The organism is Micromonospora sp. DT53, assembly GCF_049841535.1.
Classification (GTDB): domain Bacteria; phylum Actinomycetota; class Actinomycetes; order Mycobacteriales; family Micromonosporaceae; genus Micromonospora.
The window spans coordinates 894,503-906,815 of record NZ_JBNCKM010000002.1; the positions used below are offsets into that span (position 1 = coordinate 894,503).

14 protein-coding genes are annotated in these 12,313 nt (G+C 71.6%); 5 read left to right on the forward strand and 9 right to left on the reverse strand.

Annotated features, from left to right (window positions below; translation table 11 throughout):
• Positions 1-30: 30 nt before the first annotated feature.
• Genes ACLQ3B_RS09985 through ACLQ3B_RS09995 form a run of 3 tightly spaced genes read right to left on the reverse strand, consistent with a single transcriptional unit; the run spans position 31 to position 2,388 of the window.
• On the reverse strand, positions 31-780 hold the full coding sequence (locus ACLQ3B_RS09985) for a LamB/YcsF family protein (RefSeq protein ID WP_238685227.1): 750 nt from the start codon (positions 778-780) through the stop codon (positions 31-33).
• Positions 764-1,726, reverse strand: a complete 963-nt coding sequence (locus ACLQ3B_RS09990; protein WP_425779348.1) for a biotin-dependent carboxyltransferase family protein — start codon at positions 1,724-1,726, stop codon at positions 764-766. Before ACLQ3B_RS09990 ends, ACLQ3B_RS09985 begins: the two co-directional genes overlap by 17 nt.
• Complete coding sequence (locus tag ACLQ3B_RS09995) at positions 1,624-2,388, reverse strand: 5-oxoprolinase subunit B family protein (RefSeq protein WP_425779350.1); 765 nt, start codon at positions 2,386-2,388, stop codon at positions 1,624-1,626. The genes ACLQ3B_RS09990 and ACLQ3B_RS09995 overlap by 103 nt, the downstream gene beginning before the upstream one ends.
• Positions 2,389-2,495: 107 nt before the next feature.
• Between ACLQ3B_RS09995 and trhA the strand changes: the two genes are divergently transcribed.
• Positions 2,496-3,173: a PAQR family membrane homeostasis protein TrhA gene (gene trhA, locus ACLQ3B_RS10000; RefSeq protein WP_425779352.1), complete on the forward strand. Its 678-nt coding sequence runs from the start codon at positions 2,496-2,498 to the stop codon at positions 3,171-3,173.
• A gap of 447 nt (positions 3,174-3,620) precedes the next feature.
• On the opposite strand, the gene ACLQ3B_RS10005 is transcribed toward trhA, so the two are convergent.
• Positions 3,621-3,908 carry a DUF6458 family protein gene (locus ACLQ3B_RS10005; protein WP_425779354.1) on the reverse strand — a complete coding sequence of 96 codons (288 nt, stop codon included), beginning with the start codon at positions 3,906-3,908 and terminating at the stop codon, positions 3,621-3,623.
• A 112-nt stretch (positions 3,909-4,020) separates the two neighbouring features.
• On the opposite strand from ACLQ3B_RS10005, the gene ACLQ3B_RS10010 reads away from it, so the two are divergent.
• Positions 4,021-4,560: a SixA phosphatase family protein gene (locus ACLQ3B_RS10010; RefSeq protein WP_425779356.1), complete on the forward strand. Its 540-nt coding sequence runs from the start codon at positions 4,021-4,023 to the stop codon at positions 4,558-4,560.
• 56 nt (positions 4,561-4,616) lie between these two features.
• Here the strand turns inward: ACLQ3B_RS10010 and ACLQ3B_RS10015 are convergent, their stop codons facing one another.
• From ACLQ3B_RS10015 to ACLQ3B_RS10030, 4 genes are all read right to left on the reverse strand, one after another.
• Positions 4,617-4,886 (reverse strand): DUF6458 family protein, encoded by a 270-nt coding sequence (locus ACLQ3B_RS10015; protein WP_030487564.1) that lies wholly within the window; start codon positions 4,884-4,886, stop codon positions 4,617-4,619.
• Positions 4,887-5,246: 360 nt separating this feature from the next.
• Positions 5,247-7,103 (reverse strand): acyl-CoA dehydrogenase, encoded by a 1,857-nt coding sequence (locus ACLQ3B_RS10020; RefSeq protein WP_425779358.1) that lies wholly within the window; start codon positions 7,101-7,103, stop codon positions 5,247-5,249.
• Between the two features lie 128 nt (positions 7,104-7,231).
• Positions 7,232-8,356 (reverse strand): PP2C family protein-serine/threonine phosphatase, encoded by a 1,125-nt coding sequence (locus tag ACLQ3B_RS10025; protein ID WP_425779877.1) that lies wholly within the window; start codon positions 8,354-8,356, stop codon positions 7,232-7,234.
• A gap of 104 nt (positions 8,357-8,460) precedes the next feature.
• Positions 8,461-9,090 (reverse strand): septal ring lytic transglycosylase RlpA family protein, encoded by a 630-nt coding sequence (locus ACLQ3B_RS10030; RefSeq protein ID WP_425779360.1) that lies wholly within the window; start codon positions 9,088-9,090, stop codon positions 8,461-8,463.
• A 187-nt stretch (positions 9,091-9,277) separates the two neighbouring features.
• On the opposite strand from ACLQ3B_RS10030, the gene ACLQ3B_RS10035 reads away from it, so the two are divergent.
• From ACLQ3B_RS10035 to ACLQ3B_RS10045, 3 genes are read left to right on the forward strand one after another with little or no spacing between them, the layout of a single operon-like run.
• Positions 9,278-9,829, forward strand: coding sequence for a phosphoribosyltransferase family protein (locus tag ACLQ3B_RS10035; protein ID WP_425779362.1), 552 nt, complete (start codon positions 9,278-9,280; stop codon positions 9,827-9,829).
• Between the two features lie 33 nt (positions 9,830-9,862).
• Entirely contained in the window at positions 9,863-10,909 is a 1,047-nt protein-coding gene (locus tag ACLQ3B_RS10040) for a questin oxidase family protein (protein ID WP_425779363.1), read from the forward strand.
• A gap of 57 nt (positions 10,910-10,966) precedes the next feature.
• The gene (locus ACLQ3B_RS10045; protein ID WP_425779364.1) at positions 10,967-11,395 is read left to right on the forward strand and encodes an ASCH domain-containing protein; all 429 of its coding nucleotides are present in this window, start codon (positions 10,967-10,969) and stop codon (positions 11,393-11,395) included.
• Between the two features lie 34 nt (positions 11,396-11,429).
• Here the strand turns inward: ACLQ3B_RS10045 and ACLQ3B_RS10050 are convergent, their stop codons facing one another.
• Positions 11,430-12,311 (reverse strand): LLM class flavin-dependent oxidoreductase, encoded by an 882-nt coding sequence (locus ACLQ3B_RS10050; RefSeq protein ID WP_425779366.1) that lies wholly within the window; start codon positions 12,309-12,311, stop codon positions 11,430-11,432.
• Between the last annotated feature and the right edge of the window lie 2 nt (positions 12,312-12,313).

The window sequence follows — 12,313 nt, forward strand, 5'->3', positions numbered from 1 at the left end:
GGTCGGAGGGGGCCGGCTGGGCCCCTCCGGTCAGGCGAACGGGGCGAGGGTGATGTCGGCGTCGATCAGGGTGGCGCGGACGAGTTCGGCGGCGGAGACCGCGCCCGGCGTGTCGCCGTGTACGCAGATCGAGTCGACCGAGCAGGGAATGACGGTGCCGTCGACCGCCACCACGCTGCGTTCGGTGGCCATCCGCGCCGCCCGTTCGGCGATCTGCTCCGGGTCGGTGATCACCGCGCCGGGGGTGCCGCGCGGCACCAGCGCCCCGTTGGGCAGGTAGGCGCGGTCGGCGAAGGCCTCGGCGACCACCGGCAGGCCCGCGCCGACGGCGAGTTGGGCGAGCGTCGAGCCGGGCAGGCAGAGCACGGGCAGCTCGGGGTCGTACCCGCTTACCGCGGCGACCACCGCCGCTGCCTGGGACTCGTCGGTGCTGGCCGCGTGGTAGAGCGCGCCGTGCGGCTTGAGGTAGCGGACCCGGGTGCGGAACAGTCGGCAGAACGCGTCAAGCGCCCCCAACTGGTAGGTCACCTCGTCGCGTAGCTCGGCGAAGTCGTACGCGATGTGCCGCCGGCCGAAGCCGGCCAGGTCCCGGTAGCCGACCTGCGCGCCCACCGCGACCCCGCGTCGCGCGGCGCCCTCGCACACCCGCCGCATGGTGGACGGGTCGCCGCCGTGGAAGCCGCAGGCGACGTTTGCGGAGGTGACGAGGCTCAGCAGCGCCTCGTCGTCGCCGAGTCGCCAGATGCCGAATCCCTCGCCCAGGTCAGCGTTGAGGTCCATGGAATCTGACGGTAGTCCCTGGCCGGGCCTGCGCGAGCGCTGTCACGTCGGTGACCACCCCGATGACTGGGTATCCGCCGGTGGTCGGATGGTCCGCGAGGAAGATCAGGGGTTGTCCGTCCGCCGGCACCTGCACCGCGCCGAGCACGATGCCCTCGCTGGGAAGTTCGCCGGCGACCGCGCGGGGCAGGGCCGCGCCGGCGAGCCGCGCGCCGACCCGGTTGCTGACCGGGCTGATGGTGTACGCGCTGCCGAAGAGCCTGTCGAACGCGGTAGGCGTGAACCAGTCCTCGCGCGGACCGGGGCCCAGCAGCAGATGTAGCTCCTCGGGCGGCGTTGTGCTCACGGTCAGGTCCACCGGTGCGGGTGCGTCGGCAGGCTCGCCGAGCGGCAGCAGATCACCGTCCCGCAGCGGAGGTGGGCCGAGCCCGGCGAGGGTGTCGGTGGACCGGCTACCGAGCACCTGTGGCACGTCGATGCCGCCCGCCACAGCCAGCCAACTCCGTACGCCCCGTCGGGCGGGACCGATCCGCAGCACCGTCCCGGCCGGCACGCTCAGCGGGCGCCCGGTGTCGCCCGGCCGAACGCCCGCCTGGACCGGGACCTCGGCGCCGGTGACCGCCACAGTGGTGGCCCGGGTCAGCCGCAGGGTGCAGCCGGTCAGGGTGATCTCCAGGCCGGCCGCGTGCTCCGGATTGCCGACCAACCGGTTGGCCAGCCGCAGGGCGGCCGGGTCGAGGGCGCCGGATCGGGGTACGCCCAGGTGCGCCCAGCCGGGCCGGCCCAGATCCTGAACTGTGGTGAGCGCGCCGGCGCGGAGCACCTCGATGCTGGCCGGGTGGGTCACGCCGCCACCATCCGGACGGTGGTGCCCGGCCCGAGTCGGGCCGGCGGGTCGGCCTCCACGTCGAACAGCACCAGGTCGGTCCGACCGACCAACTGCCACCCGCCCGGCGACGCGCCCGGATAGATGCCGGCGTACGGGCCGGCCAGCGCCACCGAGCCGGCCGGCACCCGGGGACGGGGCGTGGCCAGCCGGGGCAGCGCCAACTCGGCGGGCAGCCCGGTCAGGTACGGAAACCCGGGGGCGAAGCCGCAGAACGCGACCCGGAACCGGGTGGTGGTCAACCGCTGCCGTACCGCCGACACGTCCACCCCCCAGTGCTCCGCCACCGCCGGCAGGTCCGGCCCGTCGAACGAGACCGGTACGACCACGTCCGCCGCGTCGTCGTCTTCGGCACTGGCTGCGTGGTCCTCGGCTCGGGCTGCGTGGTCCTCGGCTCGGGTTTGGGCATCGGCGGTGGCTTCGGCCTTGGCCCGGTCGGGACCGGCACCCTGCGCATCGCGCTGGTCAGCTGGGCGGGTGGTCGCGGCGGCGACGTCGGACGCCCAGCGGATCAGCTGCTGGGCCGTGGTGGTCGGGTCGGGCAGGCCGTCGAGCAGCACGGTCCGGGCCGCCGGCACGATCTCGACGGCGATCAGGTCGCCTCGCTCCCGGCGCCGCCACAGCTCGGACCGCCACGCTTCGACAAGCGCGGCCTCGGGGGTGTCGGCGGGGGCGGTGCAGTCGAGTAGCAGGGCGTGCGCCCCGACGGGTCGGATCCGCATCGGCTCATCTTCGCCGATGTCGTGCCGAACCGGTGTTCACGATGATGGTGCCGGGTGTCACCAACGCCACTACTTCCAAGTAACCTACGGTGTCGTAACCTGACTGGGTGACCACCTCCGCCCCGCTTCGCCTGAAGCCGGTCGACATCGGCAAACCCCGGATGCGCGGCTGGCTACACACGTACGCCTTCTTCGTCGCCCTGGTCTGCGGCATCGTGCTCTGCTCGATCGCCGCCACCCGACCGGGGTGGGCACCCCTGGTGAGCTGCCTCATCTACAGTCTGACGGTCTGCGGGCTCTTCGGCACGAGCGCCCTGTACCACCGTCGAGTGTGGTCGGAGCGCGGCTACCAGGTGATGCGCCGGATGGACCACTCGATGATCTTCGTGTTCATCGCCGGCACGTACACACCGCTCTGCGCGATGCTGCTCGCGCCCCGGCCGGCCACAGTGATGCTGGCCCTGGTCTGGGGCGGCGCGCTGGCCGGCGTGGCGGTCAAGGTGGTGTGGCTGCACGCGCCGCGCTGGGTGTCCGCGCCGCTCTACCTGGCGCTGGGCTGGGTGGCGGTGGCCATGCTGCCGGAGATCCTGCACGGGGGCGGCGTCGCGGCGCTGGTGCTGCTGATCATCGGCGGCGCGATCTACAGCGTCGGCGCGGTCTTCTACGCGTTGCGCCGACCCAATCCGTGGCCGACCGTCTTCGGCCACCACGAGTTCTTCCACTCCTGCACGCTGCTGGCGGCGCTCTGTCACCACATCGCGATCTACTTCGCGCTGTTCGCCTGACCCAACAGCCCGCGCCGATCTTGCAGTTTCCGTCGATACGGCCGGAATCCCTGTCGCGTCGCAACAGAGTTGCAAGATCGCCGAACAGGGCGAGTCCAGATCCCGCCGATCATGGAGTTGTGGTGCCCGTTTTGGCCATTCGCGGGCCTTTTGTTGCCCACCACAACTCCATGATCGGCGAGGTGGTGCCTGGTGCCGGTTGGCGAACAGCCGTCCGCGCTTGAGCATGGTCTCCGGCCGATCACCGCGCTCCGGGAACGGGCCGCAACCCAAGACCTGCGCAACTTCGGGGAAACTGCTGCTCCAACGCGCCCTCAGACAGCAACTTCCCTGAACATGCGCGGATCTTGGCGGGGTGGCGGCCCTCGGGCGGGCACGCACGAGGCGGGGCGGAACGCGAGCCGGGGTCCCGCGACGCTGCGGGACCCCGGAGTGCGTGAGCGAGGATCAGACCGGTCGGCCCGGCCGACGCACCTCGCGGTACTCCCGCATGACCTGGTCGTCCTGGACCGGCACGACCCGGTCGGCCACCACGCGATCCTCGCGTACCGGTGCGGCGACCACCGTGCGGCGGCGGCTGCTCCAGAAGTAGAGGGTGGCGAGCAGGCCGGCGACGCCGGCGAGCATCAGCACCCAGCCGACGACGGCCAGGTCCAGCCAGCCCAGGTCGGCTTCCACTGCGAACGCGAAGATCGCGCCTAACGCGATCAAGAAGATGCTGCCACCAATGCCCATGTCTCGCTCCTCGGCTCTAACCTGGCGTACGTCGCGCCGCGGCCGTCGGTAGGGGTGCGGCATCCATCGACTTACCCCGGCACGGAGATCGCCAATCGGGCAAGCTGGGGACATGACGGACGCCGACCCGGACACACGGACACTGGTGTTGCTGCGGCACGCGAAGGCCGAACAGGGCAGCGACGCGGCGGACGACGCCGAGCGGCCGCTCAGCGCACGCGGGAACGCCGACGCGGCTGCGGCCGGGGCCTGGTTGGCGCACCACGGGCTGCTGCCCGACGTGGTGATCTGCTCGACGGCTCGCCGTACCCGGCAGACCTGGCACGGGGTGGCGATGGGGATGACCGGTTCGCCGCCGGAGGGCGGCCCGACCGGTCCTCGCCCGACCGTCCGTTATGAGCCGGGCGCGTACGACGCGCACCCCGAGGAGTTGTTGTCGTTGGTTCGCACGGTGGATCCGGCGGCCCGCACGGCGCTGCTCATCGCCCACAATCCCGGCATATCGCTGCTCTCCGCGCTCCTCGATCCTGACGGCGTCGACGAGGAGGGGTTGCGCACCGCCGAGCTGGCGGTGCACCGCTGCCCGCTCGGCTGGGCCGAGTTGAGCAGGGCGGGAGCGCCGCTCACGGCCCGGCACACCGCTCGCGACTGAGCCACCCGCCGTCGATCGGCAGGTGGCTCAGGGGTACGCGTCCCGGCGTCCGGGGATCAGGACGGCGGCGCGGTTGGCGGCGGCGGGTCCGGCGGCGGCGGCATCATCGCCGTCGGATGAGACAGCCGGTTCTCCTCCACGATGAGGGTTCGGGCCCGCTTGCGGCGGTCCTGCCAGAACCAGACAGTGGTCAGCAGTACGGCCAGCCCGGCCAGGATGAACACCCAACCGACCGCGCGTACGTCGATCCACCAGACGTTGGCTCTCAGCGCGAAGGTCAGAATCGCGCCGATCGCGATGAGAAAAATACCGCTTCCTACACCCATGTGCGCTGCACTCCCCCGTGCGGTGGCTCTGGGCGTTCCCTTTCCAGGTCAGGCGACGGTTACCCGCCACGGCACCGGCATACCCGGCCGGGCTCGGCGAATACCTGCCCGCCGCCGGGATGAGACGGCGACGGCCGACGGGGCAGACATGCCCCGCCGGCCGCCGGTGCCGGGTGGTGCGACCCAGCACAGGACCGAGGTCCTGTTTCACAGGAACTGGCCGGCCTGCGGCGGGCCCGGACGACGACCGGCGGCGTTGCGGTTTCGTTCGGATACAACACCGGTATCCGGACGAAACCGCGCCTTGCCGGATCGCCGCCCGGACTCCGCCTCGGCTCGACCGCCCTCATGAAACAGGACCTAGAAGGCCTCTTCCGGGAGGTCCATGATGTCGAGGTCGGCGCCCTCGATGATCCGGCGGTCGGCGCCGATGCGGGGCAGCACCTCACGGGCGAAGAACCGGGCAGCGGCCACCTTGCCTGTGTAGAACGCCTTGTCGCTGGCGGAGACCTCACCGGCCAGCGCCGTCAGTGCCACGTCGGCCTGCCGCTGGAGCAGCCAGCCGACCACCAGGTCGCCGATCGCCAGCAGGAACCGGCGGCTGCTCAGCCCGACCTTGTAGAGGGCGCGGGTGTCGCCGCCCTGCGCCTCGCCCAGCCAGCCGGTGAGCACGCCGAGGATGTTCTGGATCTCGGCCAGCGCCTTGCCGAGCGCCTGCCGCTCCTCCTTGAGCTGGCCGTTGCCCGCCTCGGAGGAGATGAACTCCTGAATCTCGCCGGAGACCGCGAGCAGCGCCTTGCCGTTGTCCCGAACGATCTTGCGGAAGATCAGGTCGAGGCTCTGGATGGCGGTGGTGCCCTCGTACAGGGTGTCGATCTTGGCGTCGCGGACGTACTGCTCCAGCGGGTAGTCCTGGAGGAACCCGGAGCCGCCGTAGGTCTGCAGGGCCTCGTGCCCGAGCAACTCGTACGCCCGCTCCGAACCGACGCCCTTGACCAGCGGCAGCAGCAGGTCGTTGACCCGCTTGGCCAGCTTGGTGGCCTTCTCGTCGCCGGCAGCCTCGGCCAGCGCGACCTTGTCCTGCCAGGTGGCGGTGTAGAGGACCAGGGCGCGAAGACCCTCGGCGTACGACTTCTGCAGCAGCAGCGAGCGGCGTACGTCCGGGTGGTGGGTGATGGTGACCCGGGGGGCGGTCTTGTCGGCCTGCTGGATCAGGTCGGCGCCCTGCACCCGGTTCTTCGCGTACTCGAGGGCGTTGAGGTAGCCGGTGGAGAGGGTGGCGATGGCCTTGGTGCCGACCATCATCCGGGCGTACTCGATGATCATGAACATCTGCCGGATGCCGTCGTGCCGGTCGCCCAGCAGCCAACCCTTGGCCGGTACGCCGTGCTCGCCGAAGGTCACCTCGCAGGTGTTGGAGACCTTCAGGCCCATCTTGTGCTCGACGTTCGTGGCGTAGACGCCGTTGCGCTCGCCCAACTCGCCGGTGGTCTCGTCGAAGTGGAACTTCGGCACCACGAAGAGCGACAGGCCCTTGGTGCCGGGGCCACCGGCACCCTCCACACCGACCGGACGGGCCAGCACGTAGTGCACGATGTTGTCGCTCAGGTCGTGCTCACCCGAGGTGATGAAGCGCTTCACGCCCTCGATGTGCCAGGTGCCGTCGGGCTGCTGGATCGCCCGGGTGCGGCCCGCGCCCACGTCCGAGCCGGCATCCGGCTCGGTGAGCACCATCGTGGAGCCCCACTGCTTGTCGATGAAGAGCTTGGCCCACTTCTTCTGCCGCTCGTTGCCCTCGACGTGCAGCACGTGCGCGAAGGACGGGCCGGAGGCGTACATCCAGACCGGCGCGTTCGAGCCGAGCACCAGCTCGGCGAGCGCCCACCACAGGGCGCGCGGCGCGTTGGTGCCGCCCAGCGCCGGCGGCAGGTCCAGGCGCCAGAACTCGGAGTCCATGAATGCCTGGTAGGACTTCTTGAACGACTCCGGCAGCGGCGCGGTGTGCGTCGCCGGGTCGAAGACCGGCGGATTGCGGTCACTGTCCGTGTAACTGGCGGCCAGATCCTCGCGGGCGAGGCGGTCGACCTCAGCGAGGAAGCTGCGGGCGGTGTCGGTGTCGAGATCCGAGTACGGCTCCTGGCCGAACGCCCGGTCCGCCCCGAAGACCTCGAAGAGGTTGAACTCGAGATCCCGGAGGTTGCTCTTGTAGTGGGTCATGCTCGCTGGCCCCGCTTCCGGACAGGTGTTACCGATCAGTAACCCCGACTGTATTACTCGCGGGTAGGCAGCGACAAGCGGATCACCCAAGTGACGGCAATTACACATCTGCCGGCGCGTTCGGCCGCTCAGCTCTCGGCGGCACCGACCTCCCAGCTCGGGACGGCCACGGCCGCGCCGGTACGAGCACCGACGTACTCCATGAGGACCAGCGCGATGTCGTCGTCGAGCCGACCGTGGACCCACTCGACCAGGGCGGTCTCCAGCGACGCCAGCCCGTCGGCGACGGTGCCGTGGCCGAGCAGTCGCCAGGCCCGGTCGGCGGTGGGGAAGAACTCGCCGTCGCGCCGCGCCTCGCCGAGGCCGTCGGTGAACAACAGCAGCCGGTCCCCGGGCTCCAGGCGTTCGACCCGGGGCCGGACCACAGGCATGAACCCGAGCGGAGGCGCCGGGGCCGGCGGTTCCAGCGGGATCACCGCACCTCGGCGCAGCAGCAGCGGCGGCGGATGCCCGCAGTTGACGATCGTGAGGGTGCCGCCACGCTCCTCGACAAGTGCCGCCGTGACGAAGTCCTCGTCGCCGACGTTGCGGGCCACCGCGCGGTCCAGGTCGGCGACGACGGCCCGCAGGTCGGCCCGCTCGTACGCCACGTGTCGGTAGGAACCGAGGACGATGCTGGCCAGCCGGACCGCGTCCAGCCCCTTGCCGCGCACGTCACCGATGATCATCCGCACGCCGTAGGGGGTGTCGATCGCCTCGTACAGGTCGCCGCCGATCTCGGCCGTCGCCGTGGAGGAGATGTAGCGTCCCGCGACCGAGAGCGTGCCGACCTGCGGCCCGAGCGGGCGCAACACCGCCTGCTGGGCCACCGAGGCGAGCTTGGTCAGCTCGACGATCCGCTCGGCCTGCCGCTGCCGAACCCACGCCACCGCCACGGCCAACCCGGTGGCGAGCGCGACCGCGACAACGTTGACCGAGGTGACCAACGAGGCCTTCGGCGCGATCAGCGCGAAGCCGGCACCGATCAGTGTCGCCGCGACGCCCACCCCCAGGACGACCAGCCAGGACGCCAGGGCGGCGGCGAGAATCGGCGCGGCCACCAAGAGCGCGACGTAGTGCACCTTGCGGCCGTCCGCCGCCTCCACCGCCGACACGATCGCGAGCAGACCGAGGGCCGCGCCGAGGCCGGCGCGGGATCCGGGGCTCAGCGGGCGACGGCCCGACTGGAGGAGTCGCGTGGGTACGACTGACAGTTTGCCTGATCCACGTGAACCGGTGAATGAACCTGACCCGTCGTCCGAGGAGGTTCTGTCCGGCCGGCCCAGTCGGCCGGCCGAATCGGCGTCGCCAGTCCCGGTCAGCCGAGGACCTCGTAGCGGACGGTGAGCGCACCCACGTCGACCGAGGCGATGGTGGCGAAGGCGGCCCGGGAGAGGTCGAGGCAGCGGCCTTCGATGAACGGGCCGCGGTCGTTGATCCGCACCGTCACCGACTTGCCGTTGGCCGGGTTGGTCACCCGGACCTTGGTGTTGAACGGCAGTGTCTTGTGCGCGGCGGTCAGCGCGCCGGGGTTGAACGACTCGCCGTTGGCGGTCAGCTGTCCGTCGGAGTAGAACGAGGCGCCGCACGAGCCGCTCTCCAGCACCTTCGCCGCGGCAGTCGTCTTCTTGGCGGTCGGCTTCGGCTTCGGCTTCGGCGACGCGGTGCGCTCCTTGCCCCGGGACGCGGCCTGCGACCGGGTCGCCGACGGGCTGGCGGTCGCGGTCGGCGAGGCGCTGGCGCTCGGGGCCGGGGAGCTGGGGGTGAGGCTGCTCGCGACAGTGGTCGGGGTGAGGTCGAGAGCCGTCTGCCCCGGCTGGTCGGAGCCGGACGCCAACTGCACGGCACCGACCGTGCCCCCGACCGCGAGGGCGACGCCGACCGCCGCGGTGGCCACGATGCCCGCCGGGGAGGAGAAGATGCGGGTACGGGAGTGCTTGGCTGCCACCGGCCCGGTCCTTTCGTCGTCTGAACAAACCGGGTCGGACCGTAACGAGAGAAGCACTTCCGAAGTCAACGTGATCATGGTGGTATGCCCGTATTTGCACAGGTACGTGTAGCCGATCATCCGACCCGGGGTGGGCCGGGTGGCCCAGGTGCCGCCACGCCCACCGTCCGTGCCGCAGGATGAGCGGATGCCCGCTGAGCTGACCGAACGCCTGGCCACCCTGTTTCGGTGGATCGACCCCGGCCCGGGCACCAGTCACCTGGTCAGCGACATCTCCGGTTGGTGGCGGGACCCGGCGGTGCTGGCCGAGCTGGGGCCGGCCCTGGTGGCGCCGTACCGTGCCGCCCGACCCACTGTGGTGCTCGCGCCGGCCGTCACCGGGCTACTGCTCGGGCCGTTGGCCGCCACCGCCCTCGGGGTCGGCTTCGTGGCCGCCCACAAACCCGGGGACGGGCGGCTGCCGGCCGGGCCGCTCACCTGGGCGCAGAGCCCACCTGACTACCGGGGCCGACGGGTCGACCTCGCCGTACGGGACCGGCACCTCGGCCCCGCCGACCGGGTGCTGGTGGTGGACGACTGGGTGCGGACCGGTGCGCAGCTTCGCGCGCTCTACGACATCTGCGCCGCCCGGGGCGCCGAGGTGCTGGGCACCGCCGTGGTGGCCGTGGACTGCCCGCCCGGCGTCGCGGTCGACCTACGGATCACCGGCCTGATAAGAGCGACGGACCTACCGGGTTGACTTCAACCGAGGTTGAACATCGACGATCGGTGAATGAATGACGGGATCCTCGACGAGGCGTACGAGCGGCTGCACCGCACCGGCCCCGAATTCCAGGGCTGGCTGTCCAACCACGGGCCGATGGCCGTCGAGGCGTTGGTTCGACACGGGCACCAGTCACGGGTGCACCGCTGGCTCGACGGCTACCTCGGCCGACTCGACGAGGTGCCCCGGGGCCTGCACCCCATCGACGACTGGCGGGCGGCGCTGGGCGATGTGAAGCGGGCCGGTGACTGGCTGACGTACTTCGACAGGCAACTGCGCGAACGCCCGTGGCGCGAGGTGCTCGGCACCTGGTGGCCCCGGCTGCTGCCAGGCATCGCCGCCGGTGCCACACACGGTGTGATCCGGGTCGGGCACGCCGTACGCGCGCTCGACCTGGACGGCGAGAACCGACAGCGGCTCACCGAGCTGAGCCAGGCCCTCGGCTACTGGGCGTCCCGCTGGCAGCCGGTCCCCGGCGCTGACCGGCTACTCACCGGCGATCCGGACCTGCCAGGCACTGACGACATCGACGTGGACGCCGCGCTGGCCGGGCTGCCCCGGATCGACGACCAGACCGGGGGCGTCCGGGATCGGTTGGTCCGGCTGCCTGGCGTACCCCGATGGCAGCCGGCGCTCACGACGGTGCGCCCCGCGCGGAACCCGGCCGAGGCGGAGCGCGGGCTCACCTCGCTCGTGTACCGGGCCAGCCTGGACTACCTGCGCTTCGGGCACGCCGAGCCGGTCATGCTTGTGCACGCGGTGACCGCGCCGACCGCCGTGCTGCGTACCCTGCCGGCACTGGACCGTGGGTTGTGGGCGCCGAGCTTCGCCGCGGCCTGGGCCGCGACGGCGGCCATGACCTCGGTGTACGCCCCAACGGACGGCATCGCGCCACCGACAGTGACCCCCGCGACCCCGGCGGAGGTCTTCGCCCGCGCGGCCCGGCACGGCGACGAGCACGTGGTGAAGCTGGCCGACGCGGTGCTCGACGCCCACGCCGTCAGCGGCGACGACCGGCTCCTCACCGCACCCGGCTACGCCGGCCAACTGATCTGAGCGGGGCGACGCGAATTGCGGCGGCGGACCGGGCCGTGCTGGCCTAGCCTCGGCAGGATGTGGCCTCGGATAGGTGAACTGCGCGCCCTCGCCCTCGGCACCCCCGGCGAGTTGCGGGCAACCCTCAACACCCTGGTGCTGGCCGGTGTGAAGACCGCGACGGCCGGCCGGCTCGCCGAGTACGCGGCGGAGGGCGAGGAGTTGGAGCACGTCGGCGAACGCCTGGCCCTTGTCGACGACAACGCACTGGCCGGCGTCGTGGAGGTCACCGGAGTCGAGGTGGTCCGCTTCGCCGACGTGCCGTGGGACTTCGCCCGCGCCGAGGGCGAGGGTGACCGCTCGATCGAGGAGTGGCGGGCCGGGCACTCGGCCTACTGGGCGCGGCTCGGCACACCTGTCGACGGCGACACCCCGATCGTCTGCCTCCGCTTCCGGCTGGTCTCCGGCGGCGAGGGCGGTGTGGCCAGCGGCGACCTCGGCACCTGACGCGGTGGCCTCCAGCCGGGCTGGTGCGGCAGCCTCAGCCGCGTAGTTGTGGCAGCAACCGCGTCGCCACGTCCACCAGGACGGCCTCGTCACCGGCGTACCAACTGCTGGCGCGCGGCCAGTGCGTCACCACGTCGGTGAAGCCCAGCTCGGCGGCCCGGCCGACCTGGTCGGCGAAGAACTGCGCGCTGCCGAGTGAGAAGACCGGTGCCGCGTCCAGCGAGAGGTAGCGGTCCAGGCTGGCCGGATCGCGGCCGGCCTCGTCCAGGGTCCGGTCCATCCGCGCGGACAGCGCCGACACGCTTGCCCACCAACCCGCCAGGTCGTTGTCGTCACCGGTGCCGGTGGTCACCCACCCCTGCCCGAAGCGGGCCACCAACCGCATCGACCGTGGCCCGTTGGCAGCCACCACGAACGGCACCCGAGGCTGCTGCACGCAGCCGGGGTTGTTGCGGGCATCCACCGCGGCGAACCAGTCGCCACGCCAGGTGGTGCCGTCCTCCCGCAGGATCAGGTCCAACAACTCGGTGAACTCGGCGAACCTGTCGACCCGCTGACGCGGCGGCAGCGTCTCACCGCCCAGCACCGCCGAGTCGAAGCCGATGCCGCCCGCGCCCAGACCGAGCAGCAGCCGGCCGGCGGACACGTCGTCCACCGTGGTGATCTGCCTGGCGAACGCGGCCGGGTGCCGGAAGTTCGGCGACGCCACGAGTGTGCCGAGCCGAATCCGCGAGGTCACCGTTGCGGCGGCGGTCAGCGTGGCCATCGAGTCGAACCACGGGCCGTCGACCAGGTCACGCCAACCCAGGTGGTCGTACGTCCAGGCGTGGTCGAAGCCCCACTCGTCGACCTGCCGCCAGCGACGCTGCGACTCCGCCCACCGCTGGTCCGGCAGGATCACGATGCCAATCCGCATGA